We start from the raw sequence: 21,814 nt of genomic DNA on the forward strand, positions 1-21,814 counted from the left end.
CCTCTCTTTCTTTCATTAATACTCGGTATCAAAGAACCCTAATCCTTCTAATGCTTCAATTGCTTTCTTAATGTATACTTCTGAAGTCATTGGCCATTTAAAGTTTAACCTGTATAAAACCTCTGTCGTAAATTCGTTTGTTCTACCTAATCCATAGACTGGTTTTTCTGTGCTGCTTTCTTGGTATGCCAAAATTCCTGTAAGCGCAGGCATAAGTTTAGCCTCCTGCATCTTTTCCTTTAAACATTCTACAAACTCACGGTCAGTTACAATATCGATCGCAAAGCCATACTCTTTCATTGCGTAAATAATATCCGACATATAGATAGCATGATTGTTACAAGGATGGAATACCGTATATTCTTTATTGGTTTGCGCCAGCTTAACAATGGCTTTTGCCGTACTATCAATTGGCGAAAACTCTTCGGCACCACCCATAAAGCTTACCGGGAATTTTCCGAGCAGTTTAAATGATTTTAAACTATTCATAAAGGAATTTCCCTGGAAGTTGATTTGGAATTCTCCGTCTGTATTTCTCGACATCAAATTGCCTACACGCATGATTTTGGCTTTCAATCCTTTATCTACTACTGCCTCTAATACACACCGTTCTGCTAAAAATTTACTATAGATATATTTATTGTCTAAGGTTTGTCCCAGGTATAGCTGGGATTCTTTTATCTTACAATCCTTCATGATCGCATCGCCTGTTCCGGAAACGCTGGTAGTGGAAACCTGGATTAACAGTGTCTTATTGTCCAGGCAATACTGAATTAGCTTTTGAACACCGCCGACATTGACTTTTTCCAGTTCATCACCTGCCGCAAAATGCTTAACGTTAGCCGCACAGTTTATTACCGTATCGACCGACACATTGGTTGATTCCAGCTCGTTAATATCACCTTCTACGGTAAAAATCCGGTTTCCAAACAGTTCAGCATAATCATTGTCAAAGTAGTATACTAGCCGGACTTTCAGTCTGGTATCAGCGGCAACATTATCTTTGGAGCGAATGAGACAATACACTTTACCAGGGTAATTTTCCAGGAATTCTTTCAGGATATGAATTCCTAAAAATCCGGTAGCGCCGGCTAAGAGGATATTACCGATTGGCGCCTCTGTAATTTCGCCTAAGGTATTTTGGGCAAGCAGTTTATCAATAGCGCTATAGTCATAGGCACTCACGTCGGTAGTTACCGCTTCTTCTACATTGTTAGTTAAAAACTCGGCAAGTTTTTGTGGCGTTTGATGTTTAAAGACATTGGCATAAGTTATTCCAATATCAAGTGCCATTGCTTTAACTACCACATTCATGGCTTGCAGGGAAGTGCCCCCAAGGTCAAAGAAGCTGTCTGTAATGCCTACTTTGTCAAGCGTTAGCGTTTCCGCAAAAATATGGCAAAGCTGCTCTTCTACTTCGTTCGTGGGCGCAACATATTCATTGTAGTTCTTGATTTCCGGCGTTGGCAGAGCTTTTACATCCATTTTTCCATTGGGTGTAACCGGCATCTTGTTTAGCTGGGTGAAGCTGGTAGGCACCATGTAGGCGGTAAGCTGCTGCTTTAAGTACTCGCGTAAATCACTTATGTCTATTTTGTCTTTCGCGGTGAAATAGGCACAGAGATAATCTGCATTTTGCAAGTGTTTGATCGTAACTACGCTTGCCGTTATGCCTGCATATTCGTTCATGCGGGATTCAATTTCGCCTAGTTCAATCCGAAGCCCTCTCAGCTTAATCTGATCATCCATTCTGCCCATAATATCGATTTCGCCAGCTGCCGTCCATTTGGCATAGTCACCAGATTTGTAGACTCGTTCGCCCTTAAACTGGATAAACTTTTCATCAGTTAGATCTTGACGGTTTAAATAGCCTCGGCCTACCCCTTTTCCGCCAATGAGTAATTCACCAACTACACCGATTGGCAGCACATTCAACTCTTTATCAACAACATACAACGTAACATTAGACAGTGCTTTGCCGATCGTTATTTCTTCATTTTCAAGTTCTTTCGCATTTGTTGCTATCGTGGTTTCGGTCGGTCCGTAGGTATTATAGATTAGCGCCGCTGTATATTTTCTCAGCACAGTAAAGAAGTTTGCCGGGAATTTTTCGCCGCCACAGATAATTAATTTGACCTTATCAAGTGCCTTAGCAAACGCCGCTGCTTCGACATACTGCATTATCCGTGAAGGCGTTGTCGACATCACATCAACACCGTTTTCCGTAATGAACTCGGCTAACCGCATGGGGTTATTTGCCCGATCTTCGTCGGCAAAAACTAAGGTTAAACCATTGGCGAGTGTTACCAAGGCTTCTTCTAAGAACACATCAAAAGCGACTGTTGTGACTGACAGCATTGTCGAACAAGTGGTTACTATCTTGTTAATATAGAAGTTGGATTTTAGCGGTAATACATAATTTACAATATTACGATGTTCGATCATTACACCTTTGGGTTTGCCGGTTGAGCCTGAGGTATAAATGATATAGCATAGATTGTTTGCGGTTACTTCGGTTTGGGGATTAGTTTGATTTTTATTATGCAATAGTTCATCGACAACTAAGCCATTGCTAAAATTATACTCTGCCTGCTTACTCTCTGTTGTGATTATATATTTGGCTTCACTGTCTTCCAGCACATGTTTTATTCGGTCTGGCGGGTATTCGGGGTCAACCGGGATAAAGGCACCGCCTGATTTAATTATGCCGAATATCGTGCAAATAAGTCTGCTGTCGCGTGGCAATAAAAAGGCGACTTTGTCTTCTGGTTTGATTCCTTTGGCGATTAATGCATTTGCTATTTTGTTTGCTGCCGTATTTAGCGCGTCATAGGATAAGGTTTTGTCGATTGCAATAAGTGCTGGTTTCTCGTCATTTGTGGCTGCCGCTTGCTCAAATAGTTCTTGCAGGGTTTGGCCGACATCGTCCTCGCTTGCCGGGATAAAGCTTGCCAGCAATTGTCGCTGCTTTTCATTTACAATGGAAATATCTTTGCATAACAGCTGGGGATTTTGGGCGATTTGTTGGGCACATTCAGCTAAGGCACTGCTTAGGGTCGCAATATATTCCTTGGTATACAGGCTTTCATCATACTCAATAACAAGCTGATACTCCTCATTTTTCAGACCTACATCGATCGATAAGGGGAATTTCACTTTGTTCAGTGCTAGGGCTTCTATTTCTAAGGCTTGGCCTTCGAGGATAGCAGTGTCTAACAGACCGCCCTGATAGGCATAGTTAATCTGTGGTACGATTTTATGTTTTTCGACCATTTTGGTAAAGGGATAGATTTCATTGGCCAGGGTTGCAAACATGGTTTCTTGCACACCCTTAACACAAGCTGCTGCTGTTTCGCTAGGATTAAGCTGAATAACTATAGGTAAGGTTTTTACGAACATCCCCATAATGCCATTTAGCTTATTTTCGTTCCGGCCACTGGAAATCGTGGTTATCGCTATTCTTGCTTCGCCTGTATAGCGGGTTAGAGTATTGCAGAGTGCTGCTAGAAATAAGTTACTTGGCGTTACAGCATTTTCTTTACAGAATTTTGTTATTCTTTGGCCAGGAACATGTGTAACAACAAGCTCAGCCTGACCTTCCCCCTCCCCCTTTGCTACTTTGGGAAGTTCAGTCATGCTATCACTTAGCATATTGTCGAAGAATTTTTCGGCGGCAAGATATGTTTCGCTTTCTACCAGTTGTTCTTCTTCGAGGGCATATTCAAAGGCAGTATAGCTTTCCTGCTGCAGTTCTGCGCCGGTATAGGCTGTTACTAAATCGGCGGTGAACACCCCTAAGGCGCTGCCGTCAAGGATGATATGGTGGATATCCATAAATAGATAGGTCTGCTTGTCTGTATAGTAAATGGCGATACGGTACAGCGGCCCGGTAAAGAGGTCAAAGGGCTGAACAAAGGCTGCTTTAATGCTCTCTATTTCTGCTTCGCTTACTTTTGCTACCCGAATGACTACTGGTTTGTCATCTTGTCTTAGTTGTACAACTTGCCCTTCTTTGGTTCCCAGGCAGGTTTTTAGGTAAGGGTGGGCTTCTATAACTTTTTCAACAGCGGCGTGCAGCTTATTGGGATCTACTTTGTTTGATAATTTGATTACTTCGGGAATATTATATTGCAATGCTGACCGGTCTTTTTCCCATTCATAGTAAAGGCCGCGTTGGTTTTCTGTGAGTGGATAGTATTCTCTTTTGGCAAACACTGCTATTGTTTCTGCTTGGGCGGTATTTTCGAGGATCACTGCCAGCTTTTCGATGGTTTTGTTTTGGAGGATATCATTTGTCTTGATGTTGAGGTTGAATTGCTGGTAGATGGCAACTGACATCTTTATTGCTAGTATGGAGGTCATGCCTACATGGAATAGGTCGTCGGTAATGCCAAAATCGTCGGTTCCTAACAGGTTGGCTACCAGGTCAAATAATTGCTGTTGGCTTTCCGTTTGTGGCAGAACCCGCTCTTGACGTTCGATGACTGGGTCAGGCAAAGCTCTACGATTTACTTTACCGTTTGAAGTAAGTGGCAGTTTAGCTAGCTCAGTAAAGGCAGTGGGGATCATAAAGGTTGTAAGTTTAGCTGCCAGTTGTTCTTTTAGGTTTTCTACATCAATGATGCTTTCCGCTGTATAGTAGCCGCAAAGGTGCTGCGTGCCACCAATTTCTTTAACGACAACGGCACAGCTTGTTATTCCCTCATAGCTTAGAATTTGACTTTCGATTTCGCCTAATTCGATTCTCAGACCGCGTAGTTTTACTTGTCCGTCCATTCTCCCCAGGTATTCAATTTCACCATCCTTGGTCCATCGAACCAGGTCGCCTGTTCGATAAATACGTTTTCCCTGCCACATAATAAACTTTTCCTGGGTTATGTCTTCACGGTTTAAATAGCCTCTGCCAACACCAGCCCCTCCAATGCACAGTTCACCGGCAGCTCCGATTGGGAGCAACTGCAGATTGATATCTAGCACATAGAGCTGATAGTTAGCCAGTGGCTTGCCAATAATTGCACTATTGTAATCATTCTTGATTTCATAGCTTGTAGTAAAAAGCGTACATTCTGTAGGCCCATAGACATTATAAAAATCATAGGCTGGTTTTTTGATCGGCAATAACTTTTCCCCACCCACAAGGAGTGCCCGTAATGACTTATTATCAAATTCTTCAACAAACTGTCTGCCAAGTTGGGTAGTCATAAAGGCTAATGAAAGTTGATTTTCTTCAAAGTATTGATTAAGTTTGATAAAATCCAGTCGCATTGCCGTTGGTATAATATAGGTCGCTGCCCCACAGGTGATATAGGGATAGATATCTAACATATGGGCATCAAAGCCAAAGTTTGCATAGCCTGCTGCTCGATCATTTTCGGTAACACGGTAGTACGCTTGAAACCAGTTGCAATAGTTGGCCAGGTTGTGGTTTTCAAGTATACAACCTTTGGGCATTCCTGTAGACCCTGATGTATAGAGTATGACGAACATATCATTGGGTGCAGGAATAGCTAGGGTTATACTTTCGTCAACTTCGATTGTTGCGATGTCTGCAGTTGTTATTATTGTTCCGCTAAACTGAGGAAGATGTTCTGCTACCCTATTTTGCTCAGATAGTATCAATTGAACACCGGCATCTTGGATCATGAACTCCAGTCTGTCGGTTGGAAAGGAATGATCTAGCGGCATATAGGCTCCGCCGGCTTTTACGATGGCCAGTGGATAAATAACCATATATTCACTGCGATCAATAAGTACACCTACAATTTGTTCAGGTCCAACGCCCACTGTTTTGAGTGTTTTGGCAAGTTTATCGGTTATTTCATCAAGTTCCTGGTAGGTATATTGCTTTTGCTCATAAACTACGGCGATATTATTGGGCACTCGTCGTACTTGTTGCTTAAACATTTCAACGATACTGCCACATGGATTGCTGTATTCAGTATGGGTCTGATTAAAGCGTTCCAACATATTTAGTTGTTCATCACTTACAATAGCAATATCTTTGCATAACACAGTTGGATTTTCTGTTAATACAGCAGCCATTCCCGCCAGAATTTGTGTAATCTCAGCGTTACCATATATATTGGTATGATAGGCAATCCCGATAGTCAGTGTTTCCTGTAGATAGGCTACAACCGAAATACCATAGTTAGTTTGTTCTCTAGCAGCTTCGAGCATAAACTCAATGACATGTTGTTCTGCATTGCTTTCAGCAATGTGGTAGTTCTCAAATGCCATGATTGTCCTGATTAAACTACTGCCAACATCACTCAATTGCTGGACTTCAGAAAGCGCACAAGTGTCATACTGTGTGCTTTCGATGGCCTGCTGCTGCAGTTTTTGCAGCAGATTACCAAGAGTTTCCTCCTTGTCTGTTTGCACACGTACAGGAATGGTATTAATAAACAAGCCGACCATTTCCTCGACACCGGCAATACCTGTATTTCTGCCAGATACTACTTTCCCGAATACGACATCCTCGGTATTAGTGTATTTTTGCAGTACCAAGCCCCAGGCTGCTTCGACCGCGGTGTTGATAGTCACGTCATAGTGATTGCAAACAGTTTGTATTTGTTCGGTAATCTCTTTGCTGAACTGGTAGGTTACTGTACTTTCCTGTTTCTCGCCGCCGGTTGGAGTTCCCAACGGATGAATCGCTGCGTCGGTGGAGTAGCCGCAAAGGAGATTTTTCCAATAGATATATGCCGCTTCCTTATCGTAAACGAGAAGGCTTCTTACATAGTCTTCATAGCGAGTTTTTGTTAGTTTCCCAACTGCAGTATATTCCAGCCCGACATAGAGGGTGTTACAGATATTTATAAAATCATTCATGACAATAGAGAGACACCAACCGTCAATAATGATATGATGTGTGCTCCAGATCAGGCGATAGTCGCCATCCGATATTTTCACTATGATAACTCGAAGCAGTGGATCTTCCTGCAGGTCAAAGCCGCGCTGAATATCCTGCTGTTTAATCATTTCCAGCTGTTCTGACGTATCACTAGCACCACTTATGTCCACCTGACTTACTTCAAAAGCCCGCCCTTTGATAATTGCCTGGCGAGATTCGCTCATACCTTTGTAAAGAATAGCAGTCCGAAGCACTTCATGTATTTGTCCCAAGTGGTAGAGTGCTTTTTGTAATAAATCTATAGATAATGGTTTAGTCAAACGAAGTACGCTTTGCAAGAAGTAGCTTGTCGACTCCGGTTCAGCAATGCGGTGAAACAGCATTCCTTCCTGCATGGGGGTTAGGGGATAAATACGCTCTATTTCCCAGCCTTTGGCTTGTGTCTGCTGCAATAAGGCTTCAAATTCGGTGTCGTTCCAAGCTGTTTCGCCTAAATCAGCTGCGGTTATCTCAATATTTTCGCGGGAAACACAATGGGCTATCAGCATCTTTAATTCTTGGGCAAAGGCGTCCCCTAGCTGCATTATCATGGCATCCTTGTATTTTGTTCGGTCATAGCCGATATCCATCAATAGCTGCTTATCTTTCACTAAACCATTTAAGGCAATGGGCGAACCAAAGGTATTGCCTTCATAGACATGCTGCCCTTGCGGTACTTGATTATTTACGGTAAACAGCGCTGTTGTATGTTCTTCAGATAATTCCCCTAAGTAGTTAAAGGAGATATCTGGTTGAAGCTGCTGGTCTAATGCGGGCTCACCGATATATTGGAGAATACCGTAACCGATACCGTGGTTTGGCACACGTCGCAGTGTTTCTTTTACACGGCGGATATCAGTCCTTATATCGGAACCGATGTCAGTAAGAACTGTAGGATATACGCTGGTGAACCAGCCTACTGTCCGGTCAATTGGCAAATGTTCACAAATTGGTTCTCTGCCATGCCCTTCCAGAGCAATGCTTACCATTGTTTGTCCGGTGACCTTATGCACAGCTCTCCCGAGCGCGCAGAGCAGCAGGTCATTAACTTCGGTATGATAGGCTTCAGAGGCGGTGGATACTAAGGCACGTGTTTGCGCTTCGTCTATCGTTACATTCACGCTTCCAAAACCTTTCTCCTGAGTGAATACAGCAGGAATACGCCCGGCAGAAAGGCTGTCTTGTACCTTCTTCCAGTAGGAGATTTCCAGTTTGAGCGCATAGCTTATGCGATAGCGGGCAATGGCCTCGCTCCAGGCTTTGAAGGAGGCTGTTTTCGGCGGCAACGTAATCGTCTCGTTTCGCCTTGCTTGTCTGTACGCAGTATTTATATCTTCGATAAGGATACGCCAGGATACGCCGTCCACTACCAGATGATGGATGACAATAAACAGCTTATCTGTAGACGGTGTACGGAAGAGTCCGGCCTGCATCAGGGGGCCGTTGGTCAAATCAAACCCAGCTTGCATTTTATTGCAGACTACTTCCATAGCATTCTGCCACTGGTCATCTTCTTGATACTCATAGATAGTCAAACTGTAGAGATATTCGCTTTCGACCGGACGAATCTCTTGTCGACCAGCCGAACGATAAACAGCACGCAGCATATCATGGTGTGCAGTCAAGGCATGTAAAGTTTGACATAGTTTGGCTTCGTCTACACGCTGGGCTGATTCCAGCATTATCGATTGGTTAAAATGGTGAGGACGAGGCAAATTTTGCGCAAAGAAATAAGCTTGAATAAAGGTTAACGGCACTTCGCCTGCGACGGCTTGCTGATCAATAGTTGGCATCGTATCTTGACAGGCGGCTGTTTCACTAATAGCACGAATGGTTTTCCCTTGCATCACCATCGGCACTGTTACAAACACGTCTTTTTCACGCAGCTTGGATACCATTCTGATGGCCTTGATAGAATCTCCACCCAAGGCAAAGAAGCTGTCATCAATACCCACCTGCTGCACTCCCAATATCGTTTCAAACACAGCTGCAAGGATGGCTTCTGTGTCATTGCGCGGAGCAACATAGGTAGCATTGCCTTGCAATTCCGGCATAGGCAACGCTTTCCTGTCCACTTTACCATTAGGCGTCAGTGGTAAGCTTGCTAATTGTATTAGGAAGGCTGGCACCATATATTCGGTCAGGCTTGTAGCCAAATGTTCTCTCAGGTGTTCTGTATTAAGAGCAGTGTTTGCTGTGAAATAGCCGCACAAATACTGTGCTTTGCCAATTTCTTTAACCTCAGCAACGCCCTCGATAATTCCATCAAAGGTTGTCATGGCACTTTCTATTTCCCCAAGCTCGATCCGGAAGCCTCTGAGCTTAACTTGATTGTCCATTCTACCTAGATATATAAGCTCACCCTGTTCATTCCAATAGGCTAGGTCGCCGGTACGGTACAGCTTGGCATTTTTTCCACAGGTCTGAAACGGATTATTGATAAACTTTTCGTTTGTTAGGTCAGGCCGGCCTAAATAGCCTCTGGCAATTTGCGGTCCGGCCAAGCAAAGTTCCCCAGGTACTCCAAGTGGCTGTAGGGCGCCAGCTTGATCCAGAATATAGGCCCACGAATTAGCAACCGGTTTCCCAATCGGAATATTATCCAGCTGTTGTTGCACCGGATAATAGGTAGCGCAGACCGTAAACTCGGTAGGACCGTATTCATTGATTAATTCATAGCCGCGCGGCTTATAACTACGCAGCTTTTCCCCACCGACAATCATATATTTCAAAATACTATTGTCACAGCTGGCCATAAAGGTTTCGGCAAACTGAGTTGGCAGACCAATAAAAGTTACCTTTTTTTCGACAATATACTTATTCAGACTTGCAATATCTTGCAGCAACTCTTCCGGGATAATGAGAACAGCTCCCCCTTCAATCAGAAACGGGAAAATCTGTTTTACAGAGGCATCAAAGCTGGTGTTAAAAAACAAGGCTGAAATATCATCTGGCGTTGTTTGATACTGGCTGTTATGCCAACTGCACAAATGAATCAGATTAGCATGACTAATCATTACCCCTTTTGGGTTGCCTGTTGAGCCTGATGTATAAATGATATAGGCCAGATCTGAAGGTCTATTAGCTTTTGCTAGGTTCTGAACCGGATAATCAAATAACCCGGGCATCCCCATATCAATAAAGGTACCCTGAAACCCAGCCGCTTTTGCCTTAAACTGTTCTACTCCCAGCAAAACAGAAATCTTGCTATCGGCAATCATATATTGAATTCTTCCATCAGGATAGTCGGCTGAAATCGGCAGATAAGCCCCCCCGGCTTTCATGATTGCCAATGTTCCAATAATAAAATCGGCAGTCCGGGGGACCATAATCCCAACTATGGTATCAGGTACAACGCCAAGATTTTGCAAACGGGCAGCTAAACTATCAGTTACCTTGTCCAGCTCAGCATAGGTTAAGCTTTGCTGGAAATCCATTACCGCAATATTCTCAGGAGTTTTGTCCACTTGTTCCTGAAACAAATCAACAAAGGTTTTGTCTGGAACAGGAAGCTGTGCCTTGTTAAATTCCACTAAGAGCTGCTGTTTTTCTACCTTAGGCATAACTTCCAACTGGAATAGTTGTTTCTGCGGATTATCCAATAGATCTTGGATTAACGCCAGCAAACAATCAAATAAACGTTCGATAGCAGCCGCATTGAATAAATCATTGCGATAATCAAGAGCGATCTCTAACGGCGAACCTTTCGGAAGTTGATTAGGATTAATCACCATATTTAGTAGGGCTGGGTCAGCTCCCTGATACCATTGCTGGCTAACAAATTTATCAGCTTTGCCATTGGGTATTTGCACCACATTGATATTGAGCAGGCCATCCGGTGTTTGTCCCATCGCGCGCAAGTCCTGTGCAAGCAAGTTGTAGGGATATTGCTGATGAGCCATATCTTCCGTTAACTGACAATGAACAAGACGCAATACATCGGCAAATGTACTCTTACCATCAAGCGCTATGCGCACAGGTATTGTGCTTACATACATACCGATGGTATTCAGTTCTTTTCTATTCACCCGATTAAAATAAGCTGTGCCGATGATAATATCATTGCTGCGGTAGGCTCGGGCCAAGTACACATAGAATACAGACATCATAAATCGAAATAAGGTAGTCTCCTGTTGGCGACAAAATTGATCGATTTTATTTTGCAAATCTTCCGCTACGCCAAAGATCTGCCGTGTGGCAGTAATGCCAAATTTTGTTGAGGTAAATTGCATAGTAAGCGGCTCTGGAAGATTTTCAAGTCGTTGCAGCCAATATTCACGATCTTGCGTGCATTGCCGGGAAACCAAATACTCTTCTTCCCGTGCAAAATAATCGGTAAATAAAGGCTTAGCTATCGCTTCTATATCCTGTCCGCTTTCCAGTTTTTCATAATATTCTACAATTTGCTTATTCAAGATGGAAAATGAGAATCCATCACTAATCACATGGTGCAGTTTAATATAAAATCCATAGCTTTCTTCCGAATATTTTACCAAAGCAAAATAAGCTAAAGGTGCATCCAGTAAGGCCAAGGGTGTTTGTGACTGTTTTTTAAACCACTCAGACAAACCAGGGCCTTGGATTATATCCAGGTCAATTTCGTGGTATTCTGCTACATACTGCTGCACACCATTGTCACTCTGAATAAGCCGGATACGCAAGGCTTCATTATGCTGAATGGCCAGATTGATGGCTTTCTTAAGCAACTCCAGGTTAATATTACTTTTTTTCAGTAGCATGCTCGCGCAAATATTGGCAAAACTTGTTTCAGGTAACATCATTTCCGTATACCAAATCCGCTGTTGCGGATGACTAAGCGGATAATAAACAGACTTCTTCACTAAAATTCCTCCCGAAATATCGTATTTTGTATCTTTCTACAGTCATTCATGCGCGTCTTCTGCTACCTGCGGTATGAATAAAAATGCTGTCGACGTAATCATTAGGGCTATGCCGTTAGCTGTTATAACCCACGGAAGCGGAAAATACTGTGAAACTAAACCATTACATACATAAGCCAGTGGCACAAGCGCGAAACTAGCCGCACCGGCAAGAGCAAAAAACCGTCCTTTTATTTCATTAGGAACAATTTGCTGGAACGTAGCCTGCAGCGTAGTATTAACCAAACCCATCGCAATACCGAAAACAAAAAGAGCGCCAGTAATTGCCAACCCGTTGGGGACCCAAGCCATTATTAAAGCCATAGCCCCCATAGTTAGCACGCCCAAAAAAAATTTTGGATAAATACTACCCCGATTCAGCCTGGGAAAACAACTCAGTATAAGCGTGGCCATCACTGCTCCTAAAGCTAGCGCTCCTTCCATAGCGGCCACCCAGCCAACAGAGTACTGTAGCAGAAATTTAACGACCATCGGAATAAATAATAGTAAAGGAGCCGAAAAAAAATTAATAATACATAAGCTCAGTGCTAAAATGCCGATGGCAGGCTTCTTCACTAAGTAAGCAATAATTTCCCCCATCTTTCCTTGCTGACTTTCCGGCCGCGAACTAGTGGAAGGTTCTAAATTGGTACGAATAGCCCAGATAAAGCAAAAAGAAAGCAGGAAGGTAAATCCATTCCCCATAAAGGCTCCCAAAGTTCCGATAGCCGCCAAAACAATTCCGCCGACTGCAGCCCCTAAAACATTGGACAGTCCTAAAATAGAAGAGTCAATAGCCACCGCCCCCGGCAGGCTTTTGGTATCAGTTAGCAGTCCCAGGGAACTGCTGGCAGCAGCTTCAAACAGAGGAACAAACGCTGCAATAGCAAAGCAACAAAAATATAAAAAGAGCAAGTTAAATTCTTCTTGGTAAAAAAAATAAGAGAGTAGTGCTAAAATGCTAAACCGAGCGGCATCCGCGGCCATCATGCAATGTTTTTTATTGAATTTATCAGCCATGTTTCCCATCCACGGGGCAAACACTACCACTCCTATTACATTGCTGGCCATCAGTAAAGCCAAGTGGAGCTTACTGTTTTCCCCGCCATACGAAACCACCCACCAGGCAAGTGCAATAGTAAAAAATTTATCTCCGATAGCGGAAATAATTCGGCCCAGAAAAAGCATACGAAAGTCCCTGAATAAAACCAGAGGGTGTTGAGAAATAATTCCGTTTTTTTCTACCATTGATTACTCCTTCCCGTGCTACACACATCATTTGCTTCCTACCATAATCCATCTCCTGCAAAATCTACAAGGTCTTATATTACCTTGAAATTCCATACTTTTGCAAAAAAACCTTTAATTTTCATGCTTTTCTTTCATTTAAAGACTTAAATCGAGTGTTTTATGACTTGTTTGTTCTAGACGTATTTTACCATAATGCTTTTCAGAAAAGTTTAAAGTGTTTTTAAAGAAGTGGCATACTAATCCCTAGATTTTCAATAGTCCATCCACTATACTGATTAAGAAATCACGATAATATTGGTATTTCCTTAGTATAATAGACAAAAAAAAGCATCTGCGTGAATAGATGCTTTTCCGCAATTATAATATGGACATCAAGTAACCGCTAGCACCCTAATGATTTTTGAATCAAAAAAGGATTCCCCCAGTAATAGGAAGAATTATTAATTACATATTGTTGATTCTGCGCAAAAAGTTTGTCTTATACTGTGATATCTGGATAATAACAACCTCAATAGTAATTACTGTACACTAAATCCAAGTACAAATTATTGCTTTTAGCGTTTTCCGCAACAGCATCATGTTGCTATTGTGCTCAAGGACGTAAACAGGAGGTACTCCATGATACAACGCAACAGTATGCGCTTTTCCCTCCGAATTATCATTCTAGGCTTGTTTGCTTTCCTACTCTTTAACACAGTTAATTATTATCTCCTATCCACATCATATTATAAACGCCTCACTGAAGAAAACACTGTTTATTCCGAAACAGTTGCTCTTAGCATTTCCTCCTTCCTAGAAATGGCCTATCAAGTCGGCGCGGAAATGGCCCAAGCTCAGGAAGTAAGAAGTATGAAGGTCCAGGAACAACAGCTATTTCTCCTAAATCGTTTTTCACAACATGGTTTTTTTGAAAACCTAATCATCCAACGAGCAGCGGACGGCCTGCAAACCGTCCGCGTACGCGGTATCCCCACTACACGCCCAGACCGCTGGTGGTTTCGCCGGCTGCTGCAGGAGCAGCAGCCCTTTGTTAGTCCTTCTTTTTACTCTTTCAGCAGCGATATGCAGATCCCCGCTACCGTAATCGGTCTCTTCTTCCCGATTACGCAGGATGAAGACGATACCTTAATCGCCGTCATGGCCGCCTTGTTGCGTGTAGACGAGATCCAGGAACGCGTGGGCCAGTTTTACCGCGGTGACGAACGCTACACCTATGTCCTTGACGAGACTGGAACTGTCATCGTCCATCCGGATTCTCAGCAAATCAAAGAACATTATAATTACAAAACCGGTCAGAAAACGCTTGTAGCACGCGATGCTGCTGGAAAAGTTCTGTTGTTAAATACTTTCGAATACAAGTTGGCATATCAGCCCATTACGTTGCCCCAAGGATTGATGCAGGCTTCCGCGCAGGCTTTGGATGGAATCCAGGGTAATACTGAATACCAGGACCTCGAAGGAAATACCATTCTTTGCAGTTATGCCCCTATCCACCTGCCTGGTTATGCCGCTTCCTGGGCCATCCTAACGGTGCAGAATAAAACTCTGGCCCTGGCACCGTTGCGCAATGCCGCAATCACCCATATTCTTCTATCCTTTTTAATTTTCTCCGGGCTTGCAGCGCTGCTGCTGCGACAAAGCCGTGCAGTGGATTTAAGCACACTGCAATTGCATGATTCAAATACAGCTCTGCAAGTAGAAGTAACCGAAAGAAGCCATGCCGAAGTTAAATTGACTGCAGCTAACGAAGAGCTCCTCGCTATAAATGAAGAGCTGCTTGCAGTTACAGACGAATTGCATCACAGCAATGAACATATGCAACAGGAAATCCAAATACGTCAGACCACTGAAGGAAAGCTACGGCTGCGCGAACTGCAGCATCGCGCCATGGTGCAGCTCTTTACAGATAATACGGCTGCTTTGGACGTACAAATGCAGACCATGCTGAACAGCGCCTTACAATTAACCGATGCTGCTAATGGCTATATCGCCTTTCTGGAAGACGGACGCCTGCAAACACGCTATATTCGTGGGTCGCATACACCCTTTCCGGGGCAGTTTCTATCGACTACTGGCGGTCTTTGCCCTTTATTGCTGGCTACGGGCCGCCTGCAATATACAGAAGACTATCAATCTTTCCCTAACCGCCTGCGTGACATATATTGGCAAGACATCAGCACAGCTATTATGGTTCCCCTAAAACCAACAAATGATAAAATCATTGGCTGTTTGACTTTAATCTGGCTGCACACTGTCCATCCCATGGAACCAGATGCTCTGGAGATGCTGCAGCAATACGCCGATCTGTCTGCTCTTGCCTTTCAGGCTGCGAAACTAAAGGAAGATTTGCAGTTGGAACTGGTTCAGCGAAAACAGCTCCATGAGCAACTCAGCCGCATTGCTTTTCGAGATGCTTTAACCGGATTGCCTAATAGAGCCTGCTTGCTGACCCGCCTGGAAGAGGAAATACAGCTTCCCGATGCCTCAATAAGAAGCTGTGCCTTATTTTTCGTAGACTTAGATGACCTCAAAAGTATCAATGACAACTTTGGGCACTTTGCTGGCGATACTGTAATTATCGCCGCAGGTGAAAAACTTGTCCAAACAATGGCAGGTTCCAACGCATTCATTGCCCGTCTAGGAGGCGATGAATTCATTGTGCTTGTTACGAACTACACCGATGTACAGCAACTCGCAAAAATTGCCGAGCGTTTAGTAGAAAATCTCTGTCAGGACTATCCCCTTGCTGCAACAAACGTACGCATCTCCGGCAGCATTGGCATTGCCTCCTATCCCCATGATGGTACCACAGTAGAAGAACTGTTAAAGAAATCAGACAATGCCATGTACGCCGCTAAAGCAGCCGGACGCAACTGTTGGCGTTTCTTCGACCCGGCCATGCTGAGCGACGCCCAGGAAAAATTGCGGTTGACCAATAGTCTGCGGCACGCTTTGGAAAATAACGAGTTATCCCTAGTCTATCAACCACAGCTTTCCCTCAAAGACGATCGTCTAATTGCCTTTGAGGCACTGCTGCGCTGGCATAGCACGGAACATGGTTGTGTTCCACCAGGACGTTTTATTCCCCTTGCCGAACAAAGTCAGCTGATTATCCCCATTGGCGAGTGGATTTTATCCCAAGCCTGCCAATTCATCCAGACACTCTCTAAGTTAGGCTATGACGATATACGGATTGCCGTTAATCTATCTCCCAAGCAACTGGCTGACGATCATTTTGTTGGCATGATCAGACAGCTTCTCCACACCACGCCGATTCTTCCAAGCCAACTGGAACTGGAAATTACCGAAAGCGCCTTGTTAACCGCCCTAGATGAGAGCTGTTCCAAACTCCATAAACTGAAAGACCTGGGGGTCAGCCTGGCCTTGGATGATTTCGGCACCGGTTATTCCTCGTTGACCCACTTACGCCTCTTCCCTGTAAAAACATTAAAAATTGACAAGTCCTTTATTGACAACATCCCCGGCAAAGACAACACTCTGGTTGATTCGCTTATCCGTTTTGCCCAAAACCTGAAAATGAATGTGGTTGCCGAAGGAGTGGAGCGCCAGGAACAACTGGATTTTCTCCGTGTCTGCGGCTGCGATCTGGTACAAGGGTATTTCTTCAGCCAACCTCTGTCCATACAAAACGCCATAACATTCTTACAGGCTCACTCTACCCACAATTCCTGCGATGATCATAATTAGCTAAATCGCTGCAGAGGAGGCCCCGAAGTGCTGCAAAAAAAAATGTGGACCCTTTGTCTGGTCCCACTTCTCTTGTTGATCTCTTTCTTTGGTGGCTGTACCAACACCAATCAGCTAGTTGGAACTGCAAACGGAAAAACAGTATTGCGTCTAGGAACAGATACTTCGCCAAATGCACCTGAAAGCAGGGGCGCGCAAAAGCTGGCTGAGCTGCTAAAAGAAAAATCTAATGGCGCTTTAGAAATCCAGGTATATGAAAATGCCCAACTTGGGAACATGCGTGACCGCAATGAAAGTATGCGTATGGGCACTATTGACATGGGCACCACCTCTGTTGGATTTTTAAGCATATATGAACCGCTTATGGGCATTTTTGATTTGCCTTACCTCTATCAAGACAAAGCCCATGAGCTGCGCGTCTTCGATGGACCTATCGGACACGAAATCGACCAAAAACTGCAGGCGGAAGGGCTGCGTGTCTTATGTTACTTTGACGCCGGCTCCCGCCAAATCACCAATAACCGCAACCCCATACGTACGCCTACCGATCTGAAGAGACTGCGCCTCCGGGTTCCCCAAAGCGAAGCCAGCCTTGAAGGCTTCAAAACCCTCGGAGCTTGGCCAATTCCTTTGCCTTTTAGTGAAGTGTATAGCGCCTTACAGCATGGTGTAGCAGAGGGACAAGAAAATCCTGTTTCCCTGATTTTCTACAATAAGTTTTATGAAGTTCAAAAATATCTCTCCCTCACCAATCATCAGTTATTTATACAGGTACTTCTGATCAGCGAAAAAACTTGGCGAAAATTATCCCCCTCCGAGCAGCAGCTAATCATGGAAGCAGCCCGAGAAGCACAGGACTACGAACGAGAACTAGCCGCCAGAGAAGAAGTCAAACTTCTTGAACACCTAAAAGAAAAAGGCATACAAATCAACGAAATTGACCACCCCGAAGAATTTGCCGCAAAAGCCTTTCCCTTACGTGAAATCTACAGCAAACGTCTTGGCCAGCAAGCACGCCACCTCTTCGAACGAATTGATGCACTACGCCAGTAACAAAGATGAAAAGGCCTTATATCATACTATTTTGCAAATCTCCCATCATCTCTTGTTGTCGCAAGCTTATGCATATTCTGCTCAAACCAGCCGGCTTTTACATCTTGCCGGGCATCAAATTCAGCTACATAAGGCTTTATATCCAAAAGAGGAGTTCCATCTACAATATCTACATCCCTGATACATAGTTTATTTCCTTCCACGTTGATGAGACGCACTACTGAAAAACCAATGGAGTTTGGCCTTCCCGGTGATCGTGTAGCAAAGATGCCATGCAGTTCATCGCCCAGAAATGGCTTAACCAATAAACCAGACTCCTTTACCAGATGCAGGTGATAAAGAAGGATCAGATGTGAAAATCCTTCAATATCTTTCAATCCCTCCCGATAGTCAGGATATACTTCAATGATACCTTCTACATCCCGTGCCGCCGTGGGTTGGATAGGCGTTCCTTTTGGCTCTTTAAACGGCGACTGAATGACGCCAATTGGTTTATAATAGATCATCATTTCACCTCTACGTCTTTTTGATGTCTTGGCGGCATAGCCGCAGTTAACAAATTGTCACCCCCGGTTCGGCCGGTATTAGATCAATGCACCCTCCGTTACGCAATATATCCCGGATTGCGGATAGTTGACGGTCCAATTTCTCCAGCAAGACCAAATTATGGCGTTCTTGTTCTGAAGTCACAATGACCTTCTTTATTCCACCGTTTTTGATCACCAGCCGCTTATCGCCCATTAAGGCCAAAATCGGGTCGTGAGTAGCCATCAATACAATTTTTTGTCTGTCAACCAAAAGCCGGATCGCGTTTTGGCGGTCAATTCCGGCATTCTCAATTTCATCAATTAGGATAATCGGCGATTTGCTCAAATAGGCCGCATCAGCAATCATCAGGGAACGGGACTGACCGCCGCTTAATGAGGTAACCGGCGTAGCTGGCAAAAACTTCTCGCCAGCTAATTCGTTGGCTTTCGCAATAATGCTAGCACAAATTTCCGCCGCATTTTCCACCATTCGGCTTTCGGCATGCATCTGAACAAATTCCTCAACCGTCAAATCCATAATGAAATTCATATTCTGCGAAAGTTGAGCAACCAGCTTATGTTCTATAGAAAAGCGGCGTTTGACATCCGGAATCTGATTATTGATCAGTATCTTTCGTTTTGTCGGTGTATCCCGTTGAGCAATCCACTCAATATCTGCCAGCAAACAGCTCTTCCCCGACCCTGTTGGTCCCACGATGCAAATAACTTCACCGGCATTAATTGTTAATACTATATTTTCACTCTGACCGTCTTTGTCTTGTCCACCAACAATAGTAACCGATTTGACTGCCTCCTCCTCAACCTGCAGTTGCTGCATCTGAGTCATAAAAGCGACAAATTGTTCGATAAGAACCTGCTGATCCATCCCTAAATCCTGGGAAGTTTCTTCGTCCATACTTGAAAAATAATTACAAACCCGGTCAAACGATTTAACCGGCAATGGTAAGGCTTGAAAAAAATCAGCCGCATACGGATAGGCAGTAAATAATTCTTGCATAGTCATAGAAAATAGCTTTTCCCACACTTAGACCCAGTCCCTTCTCAGTCTAACTCCATTTTTTTCACATTACCCATTTGGAAGTCCTCGCCAATACGAACCTGCCCCAAACAGTACGAACAAGTGGCAGCCGGCATGGAAAAACGCAGTTGACTGCCAATAAGACTTTCAAACTCAGCGGCCTTACAAAATAATTCTTTGGCTTCCTGAGCTCCTTGCCCGGTAATGCCATTAAGATGAACAATTACTGCCCGGGGATTGGCCTGTTTGACGCGAAAAGCAAAGACCTCCCGTTCCCCTTGCGAGACAATGTCCCCTTTGGTAATCACAACAATATCAGCCAGTTTTAGCATTGGCCCAATTTTTCGCGGGGTTTCAACGCCACTCAAATTATCAATCACACATACTGCCAGCGCCCCGCGGATATGCGGCGAACAACGGTTACATAGTCCGGCGCTTTCACTAATCAACATCGCAAAGTCTTTCCGGTTTGCCCATGCTACACAATCTTCAATATTGCTGACAAAAAAATGGTCTGGACAAATATTGCCTGACAGTCCAGTCCTGGCAACTATACCCTTTTTTTGATAAAATTCCTGATCCTTAGTCGATAAACAATCAAATTTCACAACCGCCACTTTCATTTTATCCTGCTGCAAAACTTCAGCAATCTTGGCAATCGCTGCCGTTTTCCCTGCAGAAGGCGGACCGGATACAGTAATTAACTGCATAATTACACCACCGTTACATACTCTGTATTTTTAAACTTTCCTTGCCGGATCTGCACCGTGCGCCTTGCCCTGTCAGCTATAGGTTTTGAACCATAAAGTAATAAAATTAGCCAAACTAATGAAGAGTTTGGCTAACAAAAAGATGTGCTTATAGTTTTGCTATCCTGTCCATACCGCACTCCTTTTCAGAATGATATAACTAATCTTTCTAGTTATACCTGAGGGCTCGCCAACGTCCAATAGGTTAGATTTACAATTTGAAATCGAATTGTAAATCTAGCGTTTTCACTCTATTTATCTTAGCATACGAGTTAAGACTCCCACCTCTATAGGCGGCGTTTGTTCAAGTGGATTTGACTCTCCACCTGAACCTCTGATGTTTCAGCTTTGCTGAAACGAGTTCACTCTATCTAAAATACAATATCACAAAATAAAACATAAAACAACATAGTGAATCCAACTATTCCCGCAATGCATTTCTCAATACTTCATCCACCTCTTGATCAGATAGCTGATAATGATAAAAGCGCTGATAAAATTCTTTTGTCTCTGCCTTAATATCCAGTTTTACATATTCCGGATAAAGCAGGTTTGCCAGCCACTTAACAGCCAAAATTCGGTTGACAGATGGTGGTTTGTCAAGCCAATTGAACGGATTGGACGGAATTTCGTAAACCTGTCCGGTTTTAACCGCTTTGATGTTTTTCCACTCATCGTTGTTCATTATGTAGCCACGAAGCCCACCAACACTCTCTAAACTTTTTTCATAACCTACAATAATAACATCCGGATCCCAGATCATCACTTTTTCCAATGATACTACAGCCTGACCAGGACCTGCATTCAGCGGAACTTGGACCACATTAATGCCCCGAACAAAATCCAGCACTTCGGTATGCACTGAACCGGAATGATTGGTTGTCAACCCATTTGTTCCTTGAGCAATATAAACCCGCGCCAATTTATTCTGGGGTATTTTTTCAACAATTGCCTTAACTTCCGCAATCGTTTTTTCGCAATAATCTCCCAGTTCTTTCGCCCGCTCCTTATCGCCAATAACAGTACCGATAAAGTCATAAGTTTTGCCAATATTAGCAAGAGACCCATCAAATACTACTACTGGTATATTTATCTGGTTTTGTGTTCTATCCGCAAACAATACAGCAGCAGAATTGTCTTCGTTTGTCACCGAGGTAGAAATAATAACGTTTGGGCTAGCTTGTAATATTGTTTCGTAATTCGCCTTGGATATTGTCCCTCCCTCACCATAGCCTCCTCCTAATGTTGGCAAATCAAGGTATTGCCTACTAATATATTTTACTTCTCCGGCTGTCAGCGGCATATTATTTAATCCCGCAAGCTTATCAGGATTAATAGAATATACCAGAATTGTACCGATAGGATTAGTTGTAAAGACTTTTTTTACTTCCAGGGGAATGGTCACCTTTCTCCCGACCATGTCGTTCACTTCCATTGCTGATCCTTTATTTTCTTGAAAAACCACTTCTTTTCCGCACGCTGTCAATAAAAGCATCAGCAAAGTTACCACAAATAATAGGCATGATCTTTTTAGCATTAGATACTCCTCCTTGTCGTCAGTCAGTTATTTTATATCAATTATAGCTATTTATAATCTAAAAATTGATTAATATATATATAACTTGCAAACTTTTACACATACGAATATAATTGAATATAAAAAACATAATCTATTATCATTATTTGTTTGTGTTTGTTTATGTTGTAAACTGTTA

8 protein-coding genes are annotated in these 21,814 nt (G+C 43.4%); 2 read left to right on the forward strand and 6 right to left on the reverse strand.

Features of this window, described 5'->3' with window-relative positions; translation table 11 throughout:
- Nucleotides 1-15: 15 nt before the first annotated feature.
- On the reverse strand, nt 16-11,733 hold the full coding sequence (locus AC1ECB_RS13030) for an amino acid adenylation domain-containing protein (RefSeq protein ID WP_485669082.1): 11,718 nt from the start codon (nt 11,731-11,733) through the stop codon (nt 16-18).
- A 42-nt stretch (nt 11,734-11,775) separates the two neighbouring features.
- Entirely contained in the window at nt 11,776-13,020 is a 1,245-nt protein-coding gene (locus tag AC1ECB_RS13035; RefSeq protein ID WP_485669083.1) for an MFS transporter, read from the reverse strand.
- Between the two features lie 621 nt (nt 13,021-13,641).
- Here AC1ECB_RS13035 and AC1ECB_RS13040 point away from each other — a divergent pair.
- Nucleotides 13,642-16,731, forward strand: coding sequence for a bifunctional diguanylate cyclase/phosphodiesterase (locus AC1ECB_RS13040; protein WP_485669084.1), 3,090 nt, complete (start codon nt 13,642-13,644; stop codon nt 16,729-16,731).
- A gap of 27 nt (nt 16,732-16,758) precedes the next feature.
- On the forward strand, nt 16,759-17,784 hold the full coding sequence (locus AC1ECB_RS13045; RefSeq protein ID WP_485669085.1) for a TRAP transporter substrate-binding protein: 1,026 nt from the start codon (nt 16,759-16,761) through the stop codon (nt 17,782-17,784).
- 26 nt (nt 17,785-17,810) lie between these two features.
- Here the strand turns inward: AC1ECB_RS13045 and tsaA are convergent, their stop codons facing one another.
- The 4 genes from tsaA to AC1ECB_RS13065 form a co-directional block, all read right to left on the reverse strand.
- Entirely contained in the window at nt 17,811-18,293 is a 483-nt protein-coding gene (gene tsaA, locus AC1ECB_RS13050) for a tRNA (N6-threonylcarbamoyladenosine(37)-N6)-methyltransferase TrmO (RefSeq protein WP_485669086.1), read from the reverse strand.
- Between the two features lie 43 nt (nt 18,294-18,336).
- Nucleotides 18,337-19,335: an ATP-binding cassette domain-containing protein gene (locus AC1ECB_RS13055; protein WP_485669087.1), complete on the reverse strand. Its 999-nt coding sequence runs from the start codon at nt 19,333-19,335 to the stop codon at nt 18,337-18,339.
- Between the two features lie 38 nt (nt 19,336-19,373).
- Entirely contained in the window at nt 19,374-20,060 is a 687-nt protein-coding gene (locus tag AC1ECB_RS13060) for a GTP-binding protein (RefSeq protein ID WP_485669088.1), read from the reverse strand.
- A 460-nt stretch (nt 20,061-20,520) separates the two neighbouring features.
- Nucleotides 20,521-21,636 (reverse strand): ABC transporter substrate-binding protein, encoded by a 1,116-nt coding sequence (locus AC1ECB_RS13065; RefSeq protein WP_485669089.1) that lies wholly within the window; start codon nt 21,634-21,636, stop codon nt 20,521-20,523.
- Between the last annotated feature and the right edge of the window lie 178 nt (nt 21,637-21,814).

The sequence above is a fragment of the Sporomusa sp. 246TCP1 genome, from assembly GCF_057319775.1.